The following is a 22,499-nucleotide window of genomic DNA, read 5'->3' as shown; positions in this document are numbered from 1 at the left end:
TTCTCGGTGACCCGCTCCCGCTCTGCCACGCCCGCCGCCCTCCTCGCCGGTCTGACCGCGCTCCTCCTCGCGCTGCTGCTGCTGCCCGCCCCCGGGCACGCCGCCTCGGCCCTCGCCGACGCGAAGGCGGCGCTGTGGACGAGGTACAAGGCCGCCGGCGAGGACTACAAGGTGGCGCGGACGCGGCTCGGTGGCCTGCCCCGCTCGCAGGTCGTCGCGATGCAGGACGCGAACGCGCGCGGCTACGCCTCCCTCACCGCGTCCGGTCCGCTCATCTCCGCGGTCACGAGCTGGTCGACGTACGACACGGCGAAGCGCCGCATCGACAGCGAGACGCGCCGCGCCCGCACCGTGCGCGACGTCGCCGGTCGTCTGCAGACGATCGCCGCCTACCGCACGGAGCAGCACACCCTCGCCCGCACCGCGCTCGACGACCGGGCGACCGGCCGGATGTCGTCGTCGGCCTACGCCGCGCAGCGCACCCGGCTCGAGTCGTTCTCCACGCGGCTCGCGGGCGACACCGCCGCCCACCTCGCCGCCGCCGGCAAGGCCGTGGCGACGCCGACCCTGTTCTCCTCCCGCTACCTGTCCTCGGTGCGGACGCGCAGCGGCAGCGTCCCCGCCGCGAGCGGCTGGACCGGCTTCGCGGGCGGCTGCGCGCTGCCGTACGCGACGTCGGTGTGGCGCCCGAGCGTGCCGACGGACCGTCCCGTCGTCGCGACCACGAGCGCCATGGTGAGCGCCGCGAAGCAGCGCGTGACGCGGGAGCCCCTCGCGACGACGCACCGGCAGATGCTCCAGAGCGCGGCCCGCGAGCGCGGCACGCCCCAGGCGGTCGACGGCGCCTGGCAGTCCTTCGGCACCCGCACGACGCGCCTCGGCTACGCGTGGCTCGGCGGCGGGGACGGCGCGTCGCGCACGGCCCTGCAGAAGGACGTCCGCACCCTCGCCGCTGCCGGTCCGGAGCGGCAGACCAACACGCTGCGCGCCGCCGGTGTGCTCGGCGCCATGGCCGCCGGCTACAACTGGACGGCCACGGTCGACCCGATGACGGAGGAGCGGGTGTACGTCCGCTGGCTCGGACCGGCGACGTGCGAGCACGCGTTCCGCGACAGCTTCGTCTCCGGCAGCACGAACATCCCGGTCATCCAGAACAGCAACTACTTCATCGCCGGCGCGGTGTTCCTCCGCGGCAAGCCCGCCCAGTCCGCGGCGTTCGCCCGCGCGACGCTCGGCGGCGTCGCCCCCGGTCTCCGCGCCCTGGCGCAGGACGGCGGGTCGGTCGAGGGCCCCGGCTACTGGAACTACATGACGTCGGGCGTCGGCGGGGTCGCCGCGCTGTACGCCACCTACGACGCCGTCTACGGCACCGGCCCCGTCACGCTGCCCTCGCCCTGGAAGCTCGCGACGTACGCCCTCAACAGCGCGAACAAGGACGGCTCCGTCGTGCCGGTCGGCGACTCCGCGCCGCAGGACGTCGCCCCGTTCGCGCCCGCGTGGGTCGCGAAGGCGACGGGCAACACGACCGTCGCCGCGTGGGCGCGGGGGAAGTTCGCGCAGGAGCCGCACCCGTACCTGCTGTGGTGGTGGGTCGACGGCGGGTCGGTCGCCACGCCGCGCTCGTCCCTGTACCCGGCGAGCGGCCTCGCCGTGCTCCAGCGCCCGGAGGGCACCGTGACGGTGAAGGGCGGGCGGAACGGCCTGTCCCACGGCCACCTCGACCTCGGCTCGGTGTCCGTGCAGCGCAAGGGCGTCGACTGGGCCGTCGACCCCGGCCTCGGCAGCTACTCCCAGCCGGGCTACTTCGACTCGGTGAAGCGGTGGACGTACTGGCACCCCAGCGTGTCCGCGCACTCGACGCTCGTGCGGGCCGGGGCGAACCAGCCCACCACGGCGCGGGCGACCTTCAGCGGCTTCACGGCGTCCCAGGTCGGGGTCGACCTCACGAAGGCCGTCCCGGGCACGCGCCTGGCGAAGCGGACCGTCACCCACTACTCGGACCGTGTCGACATCCGCGACGAGGTCCGGGCCGACAGCGCCGTCAACCTCCAGTGGCGCTGGGTCACCGACGCCGACGTGTCGGTGGGCTCGGGTCAGGTCGTGCTCCGAAAGGCCGGTCAGACCGCGACGCTCCGCTTCTCGGGCCTGCCCGCCGGGTCGGTCATCAGCGAGGCGCCGGCGCCGGAGACCTCCTCCGACGGGCGTGCGCTGACGGTCGTCACCGTGGCGCTGCCGCGGGTGCGGTCGATGACCCTCACGGCGTCGCTGCGCTGAGCGCCCGCACGCACCTACCAGGGCTGTGCCGCAGGGGTTGTAGACCGGGATCAGGCCGATTCCGCGCTACAACCTCTGCGGCACAGAGGTTGTGGACGCGGGTGGCCGCCATCGCCGCCCTCGCCGCCACCGCCGCCACGACCCCTGCGGCACAGGGGTTGTAGCGCCGGATTCGGCGATTCCGTCGCTATGACCCCGGCGGCACAGTAGTCGTGGCGGGCCTCAGCGGCGGCCGTCGAGCTCGAAGGCGACCGCGTCGGCCCAGCCCCGGCCCCAGAAGGTGTCGAGGTAGGTGCCGGTGCCGCCGCCGGGCTTGAGGTCGACGAGCACGTGCCGGCCCGTCGTCGAGCTGTAGACCGCGAGCTCCGACAGCGGGGTGCGGTCGGACTCGACGGCGGTCACGACGTCCCAGCCCCTCGACCACTGCCGGTCGGAGAACGTGCCCGTCGAGCCGTCGGGGAATAGGTTCACGAGCACCTGGCGCCCGCTCACGCTGTTGTAGACGACGAGCTCGGACAGCCCGTCCGTGTCGAGCTGGACGGGCTCGACGGTGTCCCAGCCGCGCGACCACGCGCGGTCGCTGTACGTGCCGGTGCGGCCGTCACCGAAGAGGTTCACGAGCACCTGACGGCCGGTGACGCTGTTGTAGACGACGAGCTCGGACAGGGCGTCGCCGTCCAGCTGGACCGGCTCGACGACGTCCCAGCCGAGGGACCACTGCCGGTCGCTGATGGTGCCGGTGCCACCATCCGCGAACAGGTTCACGACCACCTGACGGCCGGTCACGCTGTTGTAGACCACCAGCTCGGAGCCGGGGCTGCCGTCGACCTCGACCGGGACGACAGTGTCCCACCCCGGGGACCACGCCCGGTCGGAGATGACGAACGGCCCGTCGAACGGGTCGATGCCCACGACGACCATCCGCCCCGTCAGGCTGTCGTACACCACGAGCTCGTCGCCGGGCCGGCCGTCGACGTCGACGGGGACGACGACGTCGGCGGGGATCTCGGCGTCCCAGAAGCCGAGCAGCGCGGTGTGCCCGTTGGTGAACACCTCGACGAAGTCGCCCACGCCACGGGCGTCCCACCGCAGCAGCTCGTCGGCACCGTCGACGAAGGACGACACGCTGCGCGGCCCGCAGTCGAGGACGTCGCGCTCGACACGCGTGAGCTGCGTGTCCCCGGCATAGACCTCCACGCTGACCTCGCCCCAGCCCTCGACCCAGCGGATGCTGACGGCGCGCCCCGCCGGCACCGTCACGGGGTGACGACTGCCCGAGCTGTCGACGACGGTGAACGCCGTGTCGGCCGCGGCGTCGGCGACCAGCGTGCCGACGACCTCCACGGCGCCGTAGGAGTCGAGGACGAAGCACGGCGACACCGTCAGCGACGCCGTGGGCGCGGCGGCAGCCGCCGCGCTGCCCGGGGGCAGCGAGGGGAGCGTCGGCGCCGCAACGGCAGTCACCGAGAGCCGACCCGGTTCCCACGGCTCACCGGCCCAGCGGGTGGTCGCCGCCGTGGCAGGGGCGGCGAGGCCGGCGCCGAGGACGGCGGCCAGCGCCGCGGGGACGAGGCTGGCGAAGCGGCACGTCGTCACGGTTCAGCGCCCGTCGAGGTCGATCCGGATGGCGTCGGACCAGCCCCGACCCCAGAACGTGTCGAGGTAGGTGCCGGTGCCGCCGCCGGCCTTGAGGTCGATGAGGACGTGTCTGCCGGTCGCTGAGTTGTAGAGGGCGAGCTCGGACAGGGCGGTGGTGTCGCTCTCGAGGGCGGTGACGACGTCCCATCCCTTCGACCACTGCCGGTCGGAGAAGGTGCCGGTGCTGCCGTCGGCGAAGAGGTTGACGAGGACCTGCCGGCCGGTCGTGGAGTTGTAGACCATGAGCTCGGAGAGCCGGTCGCCGTCGAGCTCGATCGGCTCGACCGTGTCCCAGCCGCGCGACCACTGCCGGTCGGAGTACGTGCCGGTGGTGCCGTTCGGGAACAGGTTGACGAGCACCTGCCGACCGGTCAGGGAGTTGTAGACGACGAGCTCGCTGAGGGAGTCGGCGTCGAGCTGGATCGGCTCGACGACGTCCCAGCCCTTCGACCACTGCCGGTCGGACACCGTGAGCGCCCTGCCGTCCTCGATGAAGTCGAGGATCACCTGACGACCCGTGGTCGCGTTGTAGAGCACCAGCTCCGACCCCGGTGTGCCGTCGAGCTCGACGGGGCGGGCGGTCGACCACCCGGGGGACCAGTCCGCGAAGGCGAGCCACTGGAGGTCGAGCCCCCCATCGGCCCCGACCACCGGGTCGATCACTTGCTTGTTCCCGGTGCGGATGTTGTAGCGGAGCAGCTCCTCGCCGGCCGTCCGGTCGGCCTCGACCGCCACCGCGGCGTAGCTGTCCCGCCCGTCCCACGAGAGGCGCAGTTCGCGGAGGAACTCCGTGTTGCCGTCCGCCAGTACGTCGACGAACTCACCGAGCGCGTCGCCCTCCCAGCGGATCAGCTCGTCCCGACCGGTGGGAGCGATCGTGGTCGGCGTGCAGTCGGGCACGTCCCGCGTGGACCCGGCGATCGTCGACCCGCCGACGCGCACCTCGACCGACGTTGGGCCGGCGTCCTCGAGGTACGAGAACTCGACCGCTGCCCCGGCGGGGACGTCGACGGGCTCCTCGAAGCCGAAGCTGTCGACGACCGTGAACGTCGTGGCGCTCGCCGAGTCCGCGACGAGCACGCCGCTCACCTCGACCGTCCCCCACGAGTCGAGGACGAAGCAGGAGGAGATGCGCACGGTGGCCGAGGCGGCCGCCGCCGCGCGCGCCGTGCTCGCGGCCGCCTCGTCGGCGCCCTCAGCCGGTCGTACCTCGAGGCCCGACTCGAGCCCTGACACGTCACCCCCGGAGCCCTTCTGTCCGCTCGGGCCGTCGGGGACCGCCGCGCCTGCGGGCGCACTGGCGCCGACGACAGCGGCTGCCGCCACGGCAGCGAGCGCAACGAGGGGACGGGACGAGCGCATGGGAGCTCCTCGGGGACGGACGACGTGCGGGGACATGAGAACACGGGCGAGGGCCGGTCCCTGCGGGGACCGGCCCTCACCGTGGCGCTGGGTCCGGACGGACCTCAGTCGCCGTCGAAGTTGATCCGGACGGCGTCCGACCAGCCGCGGCCCCAGAAGGTGTCGAGGTAGGTCCCGGTGCCGCCGCCGGCCTTGAGGTCGACGAGCACGTGCCGGCCCGTCACCGAGTTGTAGACGGCGAGCTCGGACAGCGCGGTGTTGTCGGACTCGACCGCCGTCACGACGTCCCAGCCCCTCGACCACTGCCGGTCGGAGAAGGTGCCGGTGTTGCCGTTGGAGAACAGGTTGACGAGCACCTGCCGGCCCGTGACGGAGTTGTAGACGACGAGCTCCGACAGCCGGTCGCTGTCGAGCTGGATCGGCTCGACGGTGTCCCAGCCGCGCGACCACTGCCGGTCGGAGTACGTGCCGGTGTTCCCGTTGGAGAAGAGGTTGACGAGGACCTGCCGGCCGGTGACGGAGTTGTAGACGACGAGCTCGCTCTGGGCGTCGGCGTCGAGCTGGATCGGCTCGACGACGTCCCAGCCGCGCGACCACTGCCGGTCGGAGTACGTGCCGGTGGTGCCGTTAGAGAACAGGTTGACGAGCACCTGCCGGCCCGTCACGGAGTTGTAGACGACGAGCTCGCTGAGGGCGTCGCCGTCGAGCTGGATCGGCTTGACGACGTCCCACCCCTTCGACCACTGCCGGTCGGAGATGACGAACGGCCCGTCGACGAAGTCGAAGCCGTAGAACGTCTGCCGGCCGCTCACGCTGTCGTAGACCATGAACTCGTCGCCGCGCTGCCCGTCGATCTCGACCGGCACCACGATGTCGGCCTCGACGTTGGGGTCCCAGTAGCCGAGGAGCTCGGTGTTGCCGTCGGTGAGGGTGCTGACGAAGTCGCCGTAGCCGCGGGTGCTCCAGCGGATGATCTCGTCCTTGCCGTACGTGCTCGACACCGTCGTGGGCGTGCAGTCCGGCACGTCGCGACTGCGCGAGGCGAGCAGTGTCGTACCGACCCGGACCTCCACGGTCGTGGGACCCCAGTCCTCGACGTAGCTGAAGACGTACGTCTGGCCGGCCGGCACGTCGACGTCGTAGACGTCGCCGAAGCTGTCGGTGAGGCTGAACGTCGTCGCGGCGGCGGAGTCCGCCGTCAGGGTGCCGGAGATCTCGGTGGTGCCGAAGGAGTCGAGGACGAAGCAGTCCGAGATCGCGACGGACGCCGTCGGCGCGGCGGCCGCCTCGGCGACACCGGCGCGGGCCGGCGCCGGTGCGACCTCGAGGGCAGCGGCGCCCGCTGCGGTCGCGCCCTTGCGGGCGTCGGCGGGCTGCTCGGTCGACCAGTCGTCGGCGGGGGCCGCGGACGAGGTGGCGGCGAGCCCACCGGTGAGGGCGAGGGTGAGCGGGAGCGCGAAGGAGGCGGTCAGAGTGCGGCGCTGGCGAGGAGTCACGAAGCAAGTCCCTGGGTCAGGCAGGGGTCCGACGCCCCTGTCTCACGGATTGTGCCTCCCCTACTACGGCACGTCTGCCCCTCGACTGAAGTCCGCGCCGCCGTCGACCGATGACACCGCGTGAGATCGTTGGCCCGAACGGGTCAGCCGGGCCGGGACCGACCGCGACCGACCGGGTGATCCGCACCGCACCGAGGAGCACACCGTGAGCACCGCACCACCTCGTCACGCCCGGCCCGGCCGCCGGCGCTGGGTACGCGCCCTCGTCGTCGTCGGCGTGCTCGTCGCGCTCGTCGGCGTCGGGGTCGTCGCTGCCGACCTCGCCTTCCGCGCCCGCTACGACGCCAACATCGAGCGCTTCGAGGACCCGTTCGAGGCGCTGCCGGAGGAGCAGCGGCCCGCACCCGTCGAAGGGGAGGACGGCGGCGTCGCCCGGAACTACCTCCTGCTCGGCAGCGACAGCCGCATCTCCGCCGGGGACGCCTCGCAGTGGGAGTTCGGCGCCCAGCGCACCGACGCGATCATGCTCGTGCACCTGCCCGCGGACCGCTCCGCGCTCTACGTCGTCTCGATCCCCCGGGACACGTGGGTCGACATCCCGGGCCACGGCGAGGCGAAGATCAACGCGGCGTTCAGCTTCGGTGGTCCCCCGCTGCTCGTCCAGACCGTCGAGCAGCTGACCGGGCTGCGCGTCGACCACCTCGGCGTCGTCGACTTCGAGGGCTTCGTCGCGATGACCGACGCCCTGGGCGGCGTCGAGATCACCGTCCCGGAGGACACCGGCGACATGCGGGCGGAGTTCGAGGCCGGCACGTACCGCATGGGCGGTGAGGAGGCGCTGAGCTACGTGCGCCAGCGCTACGGCCTCGCCGGCGGTGACTTCGACCGCGTCAAGCGGCAGCAGAACTGGATCCGCGCGGTCCTGTCCGAGGCGGCCAGCCGGGACACCCTCACCAACCCGGGTCGCCTCGACGACTTCCTGCGGGCCACCACCCGCTCGATCTCCCTCGACGCGGGCATGGGCGCCGGCGACCTGCGCTCCCTCGCGCTCGAGCTGCGCAACCTGCGCAGCGACGACATGCACTTCCTCACGGTCCCGACCGACGGCACGGGCCGCAGCGCCGACGGGCAGTCCATCGTGGTGCTCGACGAGGCGGGCGCCGACGAGCTGTGGCGCGCCGCCACGGAGGAGCAGATGCCGGAGTACGTCGCCACGCACGCCGACGACCTGCTCGGCGACGAGGTGTCCTGACGCTGCGTGAGCGACCGGCACGCCATGCGGTCGACTAGGGTGCGGGCGTCAGACCCGGGGCGCTGCGGCGCACCCGGCCGTGAGGAGAGGGGACTCGTGCGTCGCGTGCGCCGCTGCCGTGGGGGCAGACCGTGAGCCGGATCCGGGCGGGGGCCGCGGCCGGTGCCGCCGTCCTCGTCGTCGTGCTCGTTGTGCTCACCGTCACGGGCGTGCTCGGCGCCGGTGACGCCCTCGTCGTCCTCGCGCTCGCCGCCGTCGCGGGCCTCCAGCTGTGGGTGCTGCGCCGCGCGGGCGCCACGTACCGCGTCGGTTCCCGGGCACGGGGCGACGTCCGCACCCTGTCCCGCGCCCTCGCCGCCCTCGACCGCCGCGTGGCCGCCCTCGCCGCCCGCGACAACGCGACTGCCCTCGCGCCCCGGCTCGAGGAGGTCAGCGCGGCCGTCGCAGAGCTGCGCCTGTCGCTCGACAGCCTCGCCGGCGCGACGCAGGCGGACCTGCGCCTGCTCGCCGACGACACCACACGCCTCGCGGACCGCGTCGAGTCGGCCGTGCGCGAGGCGGGCGAGTCCCACGCCGCCGCCGTCGAGCGCAGCAGCACGGACGTCCTCGCCGCCGTGCGGGAGACCCGTGAGGCCCAGGCCGGCGTGGTGCCGGCCGTCACACGGCAGCTGCAGACGGAGTACCGGCAGGTCTCCGCCCTCCAGCAGCTCGACAAGCTCCTGCCCGGCGGGCACCTGCTCCACAGCCACGCCCGCGGGTGGGCCGCCTCCCCCGACGTGCTCCTCACGCTGCTGGAGGAGGTCGACAGGCGCGCCCGCACCGGACCCGTCACGGTCCTCGAGTGCGGCAGCGGGGTCTCGACGGTCTACCTCGCCGCCCTGCTCGAGCAGCTCGGCACCGGGGGCCGGGTGGTCGCGCTCGAGCACGAGGAGACCTTCCGGGACCACACCCTCGAGGAGCTGGCCCGCACCGAGGTGCAGGGCAGTGCCGACGTCCGGCTCGCCCCGCTGGAGCGCGTGCGCACCCCCTCGGGCGAGGAGGTCGTGTGGTACTCACCCGCCGCGTTCGCCGACCTCCACGACGTCGCCGTCGTCTTCGTCGACGGACCGCCGGAGCTCACCGCGGACTGCGCCCGCTACCCGGCCCTCCCGCTGCTGCGGGACCGACTGGCCCCCGACGCCGTCCTCCTGCTCGACGACGCCGCGCGGCCCGCGGAGCGCGCGGCGGTCGAGCGCTGGGTCGAGGAGGAGGGCGCGCTCGCCGAGACGCTGCCGTACCACGAGAAGGGCTGCGTGCGCGTGACCCTCGGAGGCGCCTGACCCGTGCACGCCCCCGCGAGCCTCGACCGACCCGGCCCCTCCGCGTGGTCCGCGGCCGCCGACGGCTCCCCGGTGTGGGAGCTGCCGGAGGGGGTCGCGGCGGCCACGGCCGACGTCCTCGCCGCGCACCGCGGGGGCTTCCTCGTGCGCCACGCCCCCGACACCGGCGTGCTGCGCGACTCGACCCTCGGCTGGTCGGTCGAGATGCCCGGCGGTCGGCGCGCCCCCGTCGGGTTCGAGCGCGGTGCCCCGGTCGGTGTCGCGGCCCTCCGCCCGCTGTCGGCGGTGGAGGTCACGTGGTCCTCGGTCCGCGACCCCCTCGCGCACACCCGGCTCGTCGTCGCCCTCGCCGCCGCGGGCGTCCCCCTCGTGAGCGGGCCCCTCCCCCGGTGGGCCGAGCACCTGCTCGGTCGCCCGCTCGCGCGGCTCGTCGGACGGGCCCCGGGGCCGTGGGCCCCGCTGGAGCGGGAGACCCACAGCATCCGGCTCCGCCGTGCGGTGGAGCGGGCGGCGCCGGCAGGACCCGAGCCCGAGGTCGGGGTCGTGCTGTGCTCCCGCCGACCGGGCATGCTCCGGCACGCCGTCGAGCAGGTGGCGGGCCAGCGTGGGGTCCGGCCGGTCCTCGTGATCGCGCTCCACGGCGTCGAGCGGCTGCCGGACGACGCCCGCGGGGCGCTCGACGACTCCGGGCTCGCCGCCGACGTCGCGGTCCACGGCGCCGACGAGGTCTTCGGGGACGTCCTCACGGCGGCGGTGCGGCGGGCCGGCACCGACCTCGTGACGAAGTGGGACGACGACGACTGGTACGGCCCGCACCACCTCCGCGAGCTCCGCACCGCCCTCACCACCAGCGGCGCCGCCGTCGTCGGCTGCAACGCGGAGTTCGTCCACCTCGAGGCGCTCGACGTCACGGTCGCCCGGCAGTCCGTCAACGAGCTGCCGACGACCCACGTCGCCGGGGGCACCATCACCGCCCGCCGCGAGACGGTCGAGGACCTCGGCGGGTTCCCGTCCCTCGCCAGCGGCGTCGACGCCGGCCTCCTCGCCGCCGCGACGGCGGCCGGCGCGACGATCTACCGCACCCACGCCCACAACATGGTCCTGCGCCGGTCCCGCGACGGGCACACGTGGGACCCGGGCGTCGACTACTTCCTCGACCGCGCCTACCACCAGACGTGGGGGCGGGCCGGGGGGCCCGCGATGACGGACGCGGACGACGACCGCCGGTGGGTCTGACGCCGTGACGGGTCCCGTCTTCCGCAACGACTGGCGCAGCCTCCGGCCACCGGAGCTCGGGCGGTGGACGCCCCGGCGGACCGTCAGCGTCGTGGTCCCGGCGTACGACTGCGCGGACACCCTGCCCCTGACGCTCGCGGCGCTGTCGGAGCAGAGCTACCCGCAGGACCTCCTCGAGGTGCTCGTGGTGGACGACGGCGGCGCGGTGCCGGTCCGGCTCGCCGGCCCGCGGCCGGCCGGCACCCGCGTCGTCGCGACCGACCCCCGCCACGGCTGGGGCAGCGCGGCGGCCCGGCAGACCGGCGCGGAGCACGCGACCGGCGAGGTCGTGCTGTGGCTCGACTCCGACATGCTGCCGTTCCGGGAGCACGTCGAGGCGCAGGTCCGCTGGCACGAGGTGGCCGACGACGTCGTGACCCTCGGGTACAAGCGGTTCGTCGACGCTCCCCTCGCCACGCCGGCGGAGGTCGTCCGGCGCGTGCGGGCCGGGCAGGAGGAGGCGCTCGTCGACGCGTCGGTGCCCCGCCTGCCCCACGACTGGATCGAGGCCATCGTCGACCGGACGTGCGGTCTCGCGGAGGCGGGGTGGGACGCCTTCCGCGTCCTCGTGGGCGCGACGGCGTCGGTGCGGGCCGACCTCCTCGCGGCGTCGGGCGGGCTCGACGTCTCGCTCAAGCTCGCCGAGGACTCCGAGGCCGGCTACCGGCTGTACAACCAGGGTGCGGTGTTCGTGCCGGAGCCGCGCGCGGCGGCCTTCCACCTCGGTCCGTCCACCGTCATGACGACGAAGGAGCGGGTGATCGCCTACAACCGCCCCCACGTCGCGCAGCGCATGCCGCTCCCGCGGTTCCGGCGCCGTGCGCAGGGGCCGCTGTGGGACGTCCCGGTCGTCGCGGTCGGCGTCGACGTCACCGCTCACTGCATCGACCCGTCCGGCGTCGACGCGCTCGTCGCCACCCTCCTCGCGGTGGCGGGCGGCCCGCTCCACGACTTCCAGGTCCGCCTGGCCGGGCCGTGGCGCACCCTGGACGAGGGGCGCTGGTCCCCGCTGCGGGACGACCGCATGCCGTTCCGGCTCGTGCGCGAGTACGTGAGGGCCGACCCCCGCTTCGTCCTCGTCGACGGTCCGGACGCCATGGCCGGCACCGACCCGGCGGTCCCGTTCGTCACGAGGCTGCCGGCCGGTGCCCGGCTCGGTCCCCAGGCCCTCGAGCGGGTCGTCGACACCATGGTGCGCACCGACCTCGGGTTGCTCGCCGCGACCGTCGGTGGGGCCGTCGACCCCGGCCTGCGGGTGCACCGGGTCGCAGCGCTCAACCGGGCGAGGCGGCTCAGCGGCAGCGCCACGCCGGGTGACGACGTCGTCTCCGCCGTCTCCGGGGGCCGGTGGTTCCGTGGCGAGGACCTCGACGTCCACGCCGTCGACGTCCCGGTGAGCGCCTAGTCCGCGCCCGCCACGACGAGGTCGTCGACCTCGGCGAGGTCCGCGCGGTCGAGCGAGGGGTCCGACGCCGGCCCGGCGTCGAGGCACACCCATCGGACGCCCGGGAGGATCCCGCGGAGCCGCCGGCAGGCGAGGACGTCCTCGACCCGCTCCGTCGTGCAGACGAGCGTGTCGTACCGCTTGCGCGCCGCGCGTTCCCGCACTGCCTCGACGAGCCGCTCGACGTACGCCTCGACGGCCGCGGGTGAGCGGTCGGCCGGGTCGGTGACGGCGAGCAGGACCCGCTCGTCGAGGTGGCGGTTGGTGCGGTCGCGCCACTGCCACGACGGCGGGTGGTGCCCGTCGAGGTCGGCCTGCAGGACGTCGTGCACCTCACCGCGCTCCTCGAGCAGCCGGACGAGGGGTTCGTGCGCGGGCCCGGCGTAGGGCGAGAACCGGTAGGCGAGGGTCGCGGCGCGCGCCATGGAGCGGTTGAGGGACGGGAACGGGAAGTACGTGACGCCGAGGTCGAGGACGGCGTCGACGACGGTCGTGCGGTCCTGCGGGTGCAGGCGCAGGTAGCGGTTCATGTGCCAGGCCTGACCGGCGAGCGCCGTCGCGAGGAGCGGCCCCGGCGCGCGGTCGGGGTCCCGGGCGGCATGGAGGCGCGCCACGACGGCGAGCCGCTCCTCGACGCTGAACCCCCACGAGACCTCGCGGCGCCCGAGGGAGCCAGTCCGCACCGTCCGCACGTACGTGCAGTCCTCGCCGGGCGGGGTGACGAGGAGCCGCGCCGGGTGGTCGCGGAAGAGGCGGTGGTAGAACTCGACGTCCTCCCCGCTGCGCAGCGAGGGGTCGAAGCGGACCGTGTCGAGCCACGCGCGGGGGACGAGCTTGCCGACGGAGTACCCGATGACCTGCGGCAGGGAGCCGACCTGGCGCTCGTGCCCGGCGGCGGCGCGCAGCGCCCGCGACAGGTCGGACTCCGGCAGCGCCCCGCCCCGGGGGTCGCGGTCGGCGAGCTGGGCCGTGGCGACGACGCCGGGGCCTGCCGCCTCGAGGAGACCGCGGAGGTAGTTGGGGGTCACGACGTCGTCGTGGTCGACGAACGTCACGTGCTCGCGGTCGCTCGCCTCGATCCCGACGTTGCGGGCGGCCGCGGCGCCCTCCGGTGACCGGCGCTGGGTGAGCCCGAACGTCGGGTACCGGCGGGCCATGCGCCGCACGAGCTGCTCGGCCGGGTCGGGGGGGCCGTTGTGGATGACGACCACGTCGAAGGCCGCGCGGGGCAGGCGCTGGTGCCGCAGCGACTCCAGGCACTCCAGGACCGTGCCGCCCGCCTGGTAGCACGGCACGACGACCGTGACGCCGGGCCTCGGGTCCCCGTTCACGCCCGCTCGGTGCCCTCGGCGGCCTCGAGGAGCTCGGCGCGGTCGGCGATCGCGGCCGTCGCCCGGTCGACCTCGAGCCGCAGGGACACGCACTGGTCGTCGACCCGGCGGAGGCCCGTCTCGAGACGGTCCGAGACGAGGCCGACCTCCCGCACGGCGGCCGCGACCTCGGCGAGGCGGTCGGCGAGCGCGTCGAGACGCCGGTCGAGCGCCTCGACCCCCGACCGGGTCTCGGCGAGGGACTCCGCGGTGGCGGCACGCTGCTGGTCCGACGCGCGACGGGCGGCCTCGCGGGCACGGTGGCGCGCGGCGGCGGCACGCCGCTCGGCGCGCAGCAGGAGGGACAGGTCGACGACGACCCCGAGCACGAGGACCTCGACGGCGAGGAGCCAGCCCGTCGCGCCGAGCAGGACCACGCAGGCCGCGGCGACGGCCAGCGTCACTGCGACCACCGCCGCGCGCCGCACGCTCGTCGCGTTCACACCGTCTCCCCCGAGGTCGCCGCTGGTCCCTTCATCGATCGACCCCCTGCTGGTAGCCCTCCGCGTCGAGCACGACGCACCGTCCCGACACGATCTCGGCGTCGTCCCGCCGCAGCAGCGCGTCCGCCCAGTCGACGTGGTGGGCGTACCCGGCAGCGGTGGCCGAGCGGCGGACCGGGAGCCGGCGGGCGACGACGAAGTCGGGCGCGCCGGGGTCGGCCTTGCCGAACACCTCGCCGTCGGAGCACAGCCGACCCAGCGCCAGCCCGGACAGGTAGTCCTCGCCGTAGCGGTCGTCCTCGTGGAGCACGGCCACGAGGTCCACGTCGACGAGCAGCCGCTCGGCCACCACCGCGGCCACGTCGTCGGGTTCTCCGAGCACCACGGCGTCGGGCAGGCCCTCGGACAGCACGCGGGCGGCGTCGCCGGCGGCGAGGGCGACGACCGGCACCCGGACGTCCGCCTGCCGCGCGACGGTCGCGACGAGCCGCTCGGCGGCGGCCGCGTCCGGCGGCGCGAGGAGCGCGAGGACGCGTGCGCCGGAGGGCGCCGGAAGAGCCGCACCCGCGGCCGCGGCCAGCTGCTGCAGGCGCCTGAGGCCCGTGTGGTCGTGCGCCACGGCGGTGAGGGCCCGTGCGCGCTGGACGGCTCGTCGACGGTCGTCGGCGGCGAGCGCGGCGAGCCGGCCAGGGGTGCTGTCACCCGCGAGCACGTCGGCGAGGAGGTCGTCGAGGGCACCGCCGTGCCGCTCGGCGACGACGGCGGCGCCGCAGGCGAGCGCCTGGACGACGAGCTGGTCGGCGTGCGGTCCGACGGACGGGTGGATCACGATCACCGCCGTCTTGCGGCCCACGCCGGGGTCCAGCCGCATGGCCGGTGCGAGGAGGCGCGCCGCGGCGCCCGCGGCCTCGACCCGGTCCCGCAGCACCTCGGCGTCGGGCCCGGCGCCGACGACGACGACCCCGGTCCGCGCGCGGGGGGACGCGGCGACGGGGCCGTGAACGTGCAGGTCCACCGCGGGGGGCAGGTCGAGCGTCGCGGGCACCGCCTGCACCCACACGGGCGGGTCGTCGCTCCCCCGCCAGTGGACGACCGGCACGCCCGCCGGCCCGGCCCACGCGAGCAGCTCGACGCCCTCGGCGTCGGGCCACCCGCCGTACGCGGGCGCGCCGGTGCCCGCGACGACGACGAGCTCGGGCGAGGCGAGCGCCACCTCGTCGCGCCACCCCCCCTGCGACAGCATGGTGAGCGCGCACGCCGGGGCGAGCACCCCGCCGACGGACGCGGCCGCGACCACGGCGACCCGCGGCCCGTCGGGACCGTCGCTCCTGGGTCCGGCCGCGATGGTCGTCGCGAGCACCGCGAGCCGCTCGTCGACCTCACGGGTGCTCGTGCCCCCGCGCGCGCCCTGCGGCACGGCCCGGGACGTCGGCGGCGCCCCGGCGACCGTCGCGGCGGGCGCCGGGACGGCCACCGGTCGCATCGCCCGGAGCAGGCGGGCGGGCAGCGTCACGACGTCGCGGGCGCTGCCGGTCCGGCGCAGCGCGGCCGCCGAGCGCAGCAGCCGGGAGCGGCGGAGGGTCGCGAGCCGGTGGGCCGCGCGCTCGAGGTCGGCGCGCTGCCGCTCGGACTCCTCGACGAGGCGTTCGACCTCGCCGACGGCCTCCCGCAGGGCCACGAGCGCACGCTCCTCGCGCCCGAGAGCCGCGCGGAGCCGCTCCTGCGCGTGGCGCCCGAGGGCCGCAGCCGTCGACACGCTCGCGCCGCCGTCGCCGGGAGCGCCGTCGCCGACAGCGCCGTCCGCGGGCACGCGCGGACGGGCGAGCGCGCGACGCGCCACCGCGAGGCGCTGCTCGGCGCTGCGCGAGCGTGCCTCCAGCTCGAGCCGGTCCCGGACGGCGCGCTCGTGCCGCTCGATGAGCTCGGGCAGCAGCCGCGGGTGGTCGTCGCGGACGAACAGGTGGGTGGGCGTGGCGTTGAACGTGTCGACGTAGGCGTAGCCGCGCTCGCGCAGCCACGCCGACAGGCGCGCGAGGCCGCCCGGCTCGGCGGCCTCGACGAACAGCACGGGCCGGTGCTCGGCGAGCGTGCGCTCCGCCCCGCGGAGCACCTCCCACTCCATGCCCTCGACGTCGATCTTGACGACGTGCACGGCCTCGCCGGCGAGGAGGGCGTCGAGCGTCGTCACGGGCACGCCGCCGTCGCCCACCTCGAGCCGCTGCGCGCCGACGTTCGCACCGGACCCGACGACGAGGCGCCCCAGCCCGGCCTCGGCGCCGAGCCCGGCGCACTCGACGCGGACGAGGTGGGCGAGGTCGTTCGCCGCGACGGACCGCTCGACCGCGGCGCACAGGTGCGGGTCCGGCTCGATCGCGAGGACCCGGCAGCCGCGGACCGCCGCGAGGAACACCGTGTGGTTGCCGACGTTCGCCCCGGCGTCGACGACGAGGTCGCCCTCACCCGCCCACTGCGCCATCGCCCGGAGCATGCGCGCCTCGTAGGGGGCGCCGGTGTCGGCGATGGAGCGCTGGATGTAGTCCGTGCCGCGGTCCGGCAGCGCCATGAGGTACTCGACGCCGTCGGCGCGGACGGTCGTCAGACCCGCGGCGACCGCTCCGGTCCCCTGCTCCACCACCGGACCTCCAGGCCGACTGCCTCGTCGCGTGTCCACCCGCGCCCTCCAGGCCACCGTGCGCCGCCCGCGGTCCCGGGCAACGTACCAGCGCCTCCGGCTCCGCCCGGGAGCACGCGCCCGCTGTGGTTTCCTTGCCCGGTGCCAGCCGCCCCCGACCGGCTGCTGCTGTGGGGCAGCGCCGTGCTCTCCCGCGCGACCCAGGAGCCCGAGGTGGTGCTCCGGGCGCTGCGCCGGGCCGGTCCCCTCGCCGCCGTCGCGGACCGGCTCGCACCGCGGCTGAGCGACGGCAGCGCCGGGGCACCGGCCCTGGCCGCCGCCCGCGCCGCCTGGCACGCCGGCCGCTGGGAGGAGGCCGTGGCGCTGGCACCGGCGGCCTCGCGGCTGCGCCGGCGCCTCGCCGCGGAGCTGGCAGCGGCGCGGTGGCGCCCCGACACCACGCCCGCGTCCCCCGCGAGCGGCGGGGGCCGGCGCGTCCTCCACGTCGTGACGAACTCCCTGCCGCACACCCGCAGCGGGTACACCCAGCGCACGCAGGCAGTCCTGCGCGTGCAGCGCGCGCAGGCCGACGTCGAGGTCGCCGCCGCCACCCCGCTCGGCTACCCCGCGACGGTGGGACGCCTCCCGGGCCCCGCCCTTGACGTCGTCGACGGGATCCCCTACCACCGGCTCCTGCCCCGGACCCTCCCGTTCGACGCCGAGGCCCGGCTGCGGCGCTGGCTCGACGCGCTCGAGCGGCTCGCGCGCGACACCGGCGCCGACCTGCTCCACGCCCACAGCCACTGGCCGAACGCCCTCGCCGCGCTCCACGTCGGGCGCCGGCTCGGCCTGCCGGTCGTCTACGAGGTCCGCGGGGTGCTGGAGGAGACGTGGGCGCAGCGGACGGGTCCCGGTGCCCGCGACAGCGACCGGTACGCGCTGTTCCGTGCGCAGGAGGAGTTCGCCGTCCAGCACGCCGACGCCGCCCTCACGATCGGGGCGGGGATGCGCGACGACCTCGCCGCGCGGACGGGCCGTGGGGACATCCGCCTCGTGCCGAACGCCGTCGACGACGACCTCCTCGCGCGCGGGGCCGACGAGGCCGCGCGGCGTGCCGACCGGGACGCCACCCGGCGGGCGCTCGGCATCGGCCCGGACGACTACGTCGTCGGCAGCGTGTCGAGCCTCGTCGACTACGAGGGCTTCGACGTGCTCCTCGCCGCCGCGGCCCGGCTCGCCGGCTCGGGCACCGCGGTCACGGTCCTCCTCGTCGGCGCCGGCGACGACGCCCCGCGCCTCGCCCGGCTCGGCCGCGAGCTGCCGGCCGGGGCGAGGCTCGTCCTGCCCGGGCGGGTGCCGAAGGAGCAGGTGCCGGCGCACCTCGCCGCCCTCGACGTCTTCGTCGTGCCCCGCACCGACACGCCCGTCTGCCGCCTCGTCACCCCCCTCAAGCCCGCCGAGGCGATGGCGGCGGGCCTGCCGCTCGTGCTCAGCGACCTGCCGGCGCTGCGGGAGTTCGCCGACGACGGCGTCGAGGGGCTCGTCGTCGCCCCGGAGGACCCGGCCGCCCTCGCCGACGCCCTCGCGCGCCTCACCGACCCCGCGACACGCCGTAGGCTCGGGGCGCACGCGCGGGAACGGGTGGGTCGCGACAGGACGTGGACCGCCAACGCCGCGGTCTACCGGCAGGTGTACGAGGAGGTCTGGGCCCATGGCGTCCGCCGGTGACCGCGTGACGAGCGAGGAGCTCGCCGCGCTCGGCCGCGAGCACGGCCTGCGTCCCGTGGGCCGGCGGCCCTCCCTCGGGGTGTACCTCGCGCAGCTGTGGGACCGGCGGCACTTCATCCTGTCGACGGCACGCTCCGGCCTCGCGTCGAACACCGCCCAGGACCGGCTGGGGCCGCTGTGGCTCGTGCTCAACCCGCTGCTGCTCGGGCTGGCGTACTACCTGATCTTCGGGCTGCTGCTCGGGACGTCGGACCAGGTCGAGGACTTCATCGGCTTCCTCGTCATCGGGATCTTCCTCTACCAGTACACGGCGCGCGCGGTGTCGGAGGGCGCCCGCGCGGTGACGGGCAACCGGCGGATGATCCAGGTCCTCGCCTTCCCCCGGGCCGCGCTGCCCATCGGCCTCGTCGTCCGGCAGGCGCTGGGCTTCCTGCCCGCGGTCGGCGTCATGCTCGTCGTCGTCCTCATCTCCCCGCCCGTGTCGCCCGTCACGTGGCACTGGCTGCTGCTCGTGCCGGTGCTCGTGCTCGTCACGCTGTTCAACCTCGGGGTCGCGTTCTTCGCCGCGCGCCTGACCGCGCAGGTCAACGACGTCGGGCAGCTGATCCCGTTCCTCCTGCGGCTGTGGCTGTACGCCTCCGGCGTCTTCTTCGACATCCGCCGCCTCGCCGCCGACCAGCCCGGTCTGCTCGCGGTGCTCGAGCTCAACCCGGTGCACATCTACCTCACGCTGGCCCGGGACGCCGTCCTCTACCAGACCGTCAGCGACGCCCGGTACTGGCTGCTCGGCACCGCCTGGGCCCTCGTCCTCACCGTCCTCGGCTTCCTCGCGTTCTGGCGCGCGGAGGAGGTGTACTCCCGTGAGTGAGCGCACCTCCCGCCGCACCGGCGGCTCCCCGCCCACCGTCGTCGTCGACGACCTCCGGGTGACGTTCGAGGTCCAGGTCGGCCGCCACGGCGGCGACGGCAGGCGGCGCCGCGGCACCACCCGGCAGCGGGTCGAGGCGCTCAAGGGCATCTCCGCCGTCGTCCACCGCGGCGAGGCCGTCGGCATCGTCGGGCGCAACGGCTCCGGCAAGAGCACGTTCCTCCGTGCCATCGCCGGGCTCAGCCCCGTGAGCGGTGGCGCGGTGTGGGCGAGCGCCACCCCCACCCTGCTCGGGGTCAACGCCGCCCTGCTCCCCAACCTGTCGGGCGAGCGGAACATCGAGCTCGGCTGCCTCGCCATCGGCATGACGCCGAAGGAGATCCGCGAGCGCAAGGACGAGATCGCCGAGTTCTCCGGCATCGGCGACGCGATCTACCGGCCCATGCGCACGTACAGCGCGGGCATGGGGTCCCGCCTCAAGTTCGCCATCGCGACGGCGAAGGTCCCGGAGGTGCTCCTCATCGACGAGGCCCTCAACACCGGCGACGCCGAGTTCCGCGAACGCAGCCAGGAGCGCATCCGCCAGCTGCAGGCCGAGGCCGGCACGGTGTTCCTCGTGAGCCACACCCTCGCGGCGGTCGAGGACACGTGCACCCGCACGATGTGGATCCACGACGGGGAGCTGCGCCTCGACGGGCCCACCGAGGAGGTCCTCGGGGCGTACAAGGACTACAACGCCGGCTGGCGCCACTTCCGCGCCGGCACCCGTCGCGAGGCCCCGCGCCTGCCGGGGCCCGTCGTCGGCCTCGACCGCAGCTTCAGCGCCGTCGTCGAGCGATCCTGACTCCGGCGCCCCGGGGCGTCAGGACTCGGGGGCGAAGTCCGCGACCCGCGAGCCCGTGCCGAGCAGCTGCGCCATCGCGGCCACGGAGCGCTCGGCCGCGTGCCCGTCGCCGTAGGGGTTGACGGCGTTCGCCATGGCGGCGTAGGCGCCCTCGTCGCGCAGCAGGAGCGACACCTCGTCGACCACCCGGTCCTCGTCCGTGCCGATGAGCCGGACCGTGCCCGCCTCGACGGCCTCGGGCCGCTCCGTGTTCTCGCGCATGACGAGCACGGGCTTGCCGAGGCTCGGGGCCTCCTCCTGGACGCCGCCGGAGTCGGTGAGGACGACGTGGGCCCGGTTCATGACCCGCGCGAACTCCGCGTACTCCAGCGGCTCGAGGACGGTGACGTTCGGCAGCCCCTCGACCGCGGGCATGACGACCTCGCGGACGACCGGGTTGCGGTGCAGGGGGATGACGACGGCGAGGTCGGGGAAGTCCCGCGCGATCCGCGCGAGGCCGCGGGCGACCGCCGCCATCGGCTCGCCCCACGACTCCCGGCGGTGCGTGGTGACGAGGAGAACGCGCCGCGGGTCGTCGTTGAGCCACGTGAGGGCGGGGTCGGTGAGGTCGGCGCCGCGGCCGACCACCCCGAGGAGGGCGTCGATGACGGTGTTACCGGTGACGGCGACGTCGGCGGGGTCGACGCCCTCGCGGAGCAGGTTCGCCCGGCTCGTCGCGGTGGGGGCGAGGTGGAGGTTGGCGAGCTGGCCCGTCACCCGCCGGTTGATCTCCTCGGGGAACGGCGAGTACCGGTTGTGCGTCCGCAGCCCGGCCTCGACGTGCGCGACGGGGACCTGCTCGTACGCGGCGGCGAGCGCCGCCACGGTGCTCGTCGTGGTGTCGCCCTGGACGACGACGAGGTCCGGGCGGTCGGCCCTCAGCACGTCCGAGAGGCCGGTGAGGGCCTTGACGGTGACGTCGACGAGGGTCTGCCGCGGCTGGATGATGTTGAGATCGTGGTCGGGGACGATCCCGAACAGGTCGTTGACCTGGTCGAGCATCTCCCGGTGCTGGCCCGTGACCGCGACGACCGGCTCGAGGCCGGGCGCCTCGCGGAGCGCCGGCACGAGCGGGGCCATCTTGATGGCCTCCGGCCGCGTGCCGTAGACGAGCATGACCCGCTTCGGCGCGCCCCCCGGCTCGCTCATCGCGCTGCCACCACGTGGCGCCACTGCCCCCGGGTGTCGACGACGGCCTTGCCGCCGATCTGCCCGGCGTCGACGCCCGCGAACTCCTTGTGGTCGACGAGGAGCACGAGGACGTCCGCGCGCTCGAGGGCGGTGGACAGGTCGGCGAGCTCGACGTTGCGGCGGTTGGCGAGCGAGCGGGGCAGCGCCTCGACGTGCGGCTCGACGGCGACCAGCGTGCCCTCCTCGCCCAGCATGTCGGCGATCTCCCCGGCGACGTGGAGCGCCGGGGACTCCCGCAGGTCGTCGACGTCGGCCTTGAACGCGAGCCCGAGCGCCGCGACGGTCGCGCTGCGACCCTCGGGCAGGGCGGCGCGGACCTTGTCGACGACCTGCGCCGGGCGCGCGTCGTTCGTCTCGCGGGCCTGGCGGATGAGGGCGGAGCGCCCCGGGGCCGCGGCGACGATGAACCACGGGTCGACGGCGATGCAGTGCCCGCCGACGCCGGGACCGGGCTTGAGGATGTTGACGCGCGGGTGGCGGTTCGCGAGCTCGATGAGGCGCCACACGTCGATGCCGAGCTCGTCGCAGATGCCCGCGAGCTCGTTGGCGAAGGCGATGTTGACGTCGCGGAAGCTGTTCTCGACGAGCTTGCACAGCTCGGCGGTGCGGGCGTCGGTCGTGAGGAGCTCGCCGCGGCAGAAGATGCGGTAGACGTCGGCGGCGCGCTCGGCGCACGCCGGCGTCACGCCCCCGATGACCCGGTCGTTCTCGACGATCTCCACCATGATCCGGCCGGGCAGGACCCGCTCGGGGCAGTGGGCGAGGAACACCTCCGGGCGGCCGTCGCCGGTGCCGGCGACGGCGAGGTCGGGGCGGGCGGCGAGCAGCCACTCCCCCATCTGCTCGGTGGCGCCGGGCGGCGACGTCGACTCGAGGATGACGATCTCCCCGCCCCGCAGGCGGGGGGCGATGGCCTCGCTCGCGGCCTTGATGTACGACAGGTCGGCGGACTTGTCGTCGAGGAACGGCGTCGGGACGGCGACGACGTACGCGTCGGCCTCCGGCATCTCGGTGGTCGCCGTCAGCAGGCCGTCGGCGACCGCCTTCTCGACGACTCCCCCGAGGTCGGGCTCGACGAACGGGACACGACCCTCCGAGACCGCCGAGACGGTGCTCTCGTTGACGTCCACGCCCACGACGCGGTGGCCGCGCGCGGCGATGGCGGCGGCCGTCGGCAGGCCGATGTAGCCGAGCCCGATGACCGCGATGGTCCCGAGTTCCTGCATGTCAGGGTCGTCCTCTCAGTGCGCGGGGGAGGCCTCGGCGGGCCGCGCGCGGGCGCGCGGCACCTGCCCGGCCGTGCCGTGGCGAGGCTACACGCGTGCGCGGAGGCGTCCGGGACGCC

Annotated in this window: 16 protein-coding genes; 8 read left to right on the top strand and 8 right to left on the bottom strand. The window is 75.2% G+C overall.

The features are described from left to right. Positions 1-6 precede the first annotated feature (6 nt). Positions 7-2,274, top strand: coding sequence for a heparinase II/III domain-containing protein (locus WAB14_RS00315; protein WP_340266267.1), 2,268 nt, complete (start codon positions 7-9; stop codon positions 2,272-2,274). 222 nt (positions 2,275-2,496) lie between these two features. On the opposite strand, the gene WAB14_RS00310 is transcribed toward WAB14_RS00315, so the two are convergent. From WAB14_RS00310 to WAB14_RS00300, 3 genes are all read right to left on the bottom strand, one after another. Next, positions 2,497-3,870 (bottom strand): hypothetical protein, encoded by a 1,374-nt coding sequence (locus WAB14_RS00310; protein ID WP_340266265.1) that lies wholly within the window; start codon positions 3,868-3,870, stop codon positions 2,497-2,499. Positions 3,871-3,873: 3 nt separating this feature from the next. After that, complete coding sequence (locus tag WAB14_RS00305) at positions 3,874-5,238, bottom strand: hypothetical protein (protein WP_340266263.1); 1,365 nt, start codon at positions 5,236-5,238, stop codon at positions 3,874-3,876. Between the two features lie 140 nt (positions 5,239-5,378). Next, positions 5,379-6,770, bottom strand: coding sequence for a hypothetical protein (locus tag WAB14_RS00300; RefSeq protein ID WP_340266261.1), 1,392 nt, complete (start codon positions 6,768-6,770; stop codon positions 5,379-5,381). A 205-nt stretch (positions 6,771-6,975) separates the two neighbouring features. On the opposite strand from WAB14_RS00300, the gene WAB14_RS00295 reads away from it, so the two are divergent. The 4 genes from WAB14_RS00295 to WAB14_RS00280 all read left to right on the top strand — a co-directional run bounded on the left by WAB14_RS00295 (position 6,976) and on the right by WAB14_RS00280 (position 12,021). Continuing rightward, positions 6,976-8,022, top strand: coding sequence for an LCP family protein (locus WAB14_RS00295; protein ID WP_340266258.1), 1,047 nt, complete (start codon positions 6,976-6,978; stop codon positions 8,020-8,022). A gap of 131 nt (positions 8,023-8,153) precedes the next feature. Further along, positions 8,154-9,341 (top strand): class I SAM-dependent methyltransferase, encoded by a 1,188-nt coding sequence (locus WAB14_RS00290; RefSeq protein WP_340266256.1) that lies wholly within the window; start codon positions 8,154-8,156, stop codon positions 9,339-9,341. Positions 9,342-9,344: 3 nt separating this feature from the next. Continuing rightward, positions 9,345-10,577 carry a hypothetical protein gene (locus WAB14_RS00285; RefSeq protein ID WP_340266254.1) on the top strand — a complete coding sequence of 411 codons (1,233 nt, stop codon included), beginning with the start codon at positions 9,345-9,347 and terminating at the stop codon, positions 10,575-10,577. A gap of 4 nt (positions 10,578-10,581) precedes the next feature. Beyond that, a complete protein-coding gene (locus tag WAB14_RS00280; RefSeq protein WP_340266252.1) occupies positions 10,582-12,021 on the top strand; it encodes a glycosyltransferase family 2 protein in 1,440 nt (479 codons plus the stop codon). Here WAB14_RS00280 and WAB14_RS00275 read toward each other — a convergent pair. Genes WAB14_RS00275 through WAB14_RS00265 form a run of 3 tightly spaced genes read right to left on the bottom strand, consistent with a single transcriptional unit; the run spans position 12,018 to position 16,505 of the window. Continuing rightward, positions 12,018-13,391: a glycosyltransferase gene (locus tag WAB14_RS00275; protein WP_340266250.1), complete on the bottom strand. Its 1,374-nt coding sequence runs from the start codon at positions 13,389-13,391 to the stop codon at positions 12,018-12,020. The two genes, WAB14_RS00280 and WAB14_RS00275, sit on opposite strands and share 4 nt — an antisense overlap. Then, positions 13,388-13,873 (bottom strand): hypothetical protein, encoded by a 486-nt coding sequence (locus WAB14_RS00270; RefSeq protein ID WP_340266248.1) that lies wholly within the window; start codon positions 13,871-13,873, stop codon positions 13,388-13,390. The genes WAB14_RS00275 and WAB14_RS00270 overlap by 4 nt, the downstream gene beginning before the upstream one ends. 31 nt (positions 13,874-13,904) lie before the next feature. Further along, positions 13,905-16,505 carry an FkbM family methyltransferase gene (locus WAB14_RS00265; protein ID WP_340266246.1) on the bottom strand — a complete coding sequence of 867 codons (2,601 nt, stop codon included), beginning with the start codon at positions 16,503-16,505 and terminating at the stop codon, positions 13,905-13,907. A gap of 141 nt (positions 16,506-16,646) precedes the next feature. On the opposite strand from WAB14_RS00265, the gene WAB14_RS00260 reads away from it, so the two are divergent. Genes WAB14_RS00260 through WAB14_RS00250 form a run of 3 tightly spaced genes read left to right on the top strand, consistent with a single transcriptional unit; the run spans position 16,647 to position 19,924 of the window. Further along, a complete protein-coding gene (locus tag WAB14_RS00260; RefSeq protein WP_340266244.1) occupies positions 16,647-18,212 on the top strand; it encodes a glycosyltransferase in 1,566 nt (521 codons plus the stop codon). Further along, positions 18,196-19,080 carry an ABC transporter permease gene (locus WAB14_RS00255; RefSeq protein WP_340266242.1) on the top strand — a complete coding sequence of 295 codons (885 nt, stop codon included), beginning with the start codon at positions 18,196-18,198 and terminating at the stop codon, positions 19,078-19,080. Before WAB14_RS00260 ends, WAB14_RS00255 begins: the two co-directional genes overlap by 17 nt. Then, positions 19,073-19,924 (top strand): ABC transporter ATP-binding protein, encoded by an 852-nt coding sequence (locus tag WAB14_RS00250; RefSeq protein ID WP_340266240.1) that lies wholly within the window; start codon positions 19,073-19,075, stop codon positions 19,922-19,924. Before WAB14_RS00255 ends, WAB14_RS00250 begins: the two co-directional genes overlap by 8 nt. An 18-nt stretch (positions 19,925-19,942) precedes the next feature. On the opposite strand, the gene wecB is transcribed toward WAB14_RS00250, so the two are convergent. Then, positions 19,943-21,112, bottom strand: a complete 1,170-nt coding sequence (gene wecB / locus WAB14_RS00245; RefSeq protein WP_340266238.1) for a non-hydrolyzing UDP-N-acetylglucosamine 2-epimerase — start codon at positions 21,110-21,112, stop codon at positions 19,943-19,945. Next, a complete protein-coding gene (gene wecC / locus WAB14_RS00240; protein WP_340266236.1) occupies positions 21,109-22,380 on the bottom strand; it encodes a UDP-N-acetyl-D-mannosamine dehydrogenase in 1,272 nt (423 codons plus the stop codon). The genes wecB and wecC overlap by 4 nt, the downstream gene beginning before the upstream one ends. Between the last annotated feature and the right edge of the window lie 119 nt (positions 22,381-22,499).

The organism is Aquipuribacter nitratireducens, from assembly GCF_037860835.1.
GTDB classification, from domain to species: Bacteria; Actinomycetota; Actinomycetes; order Actinomycetales; family JBBAYJ01; genus Aquipuribacter; species Aquipuribacter nitratireducens.
This window is presented reverse-complemented; position numbering and strand designations above follow the sequence as displayed.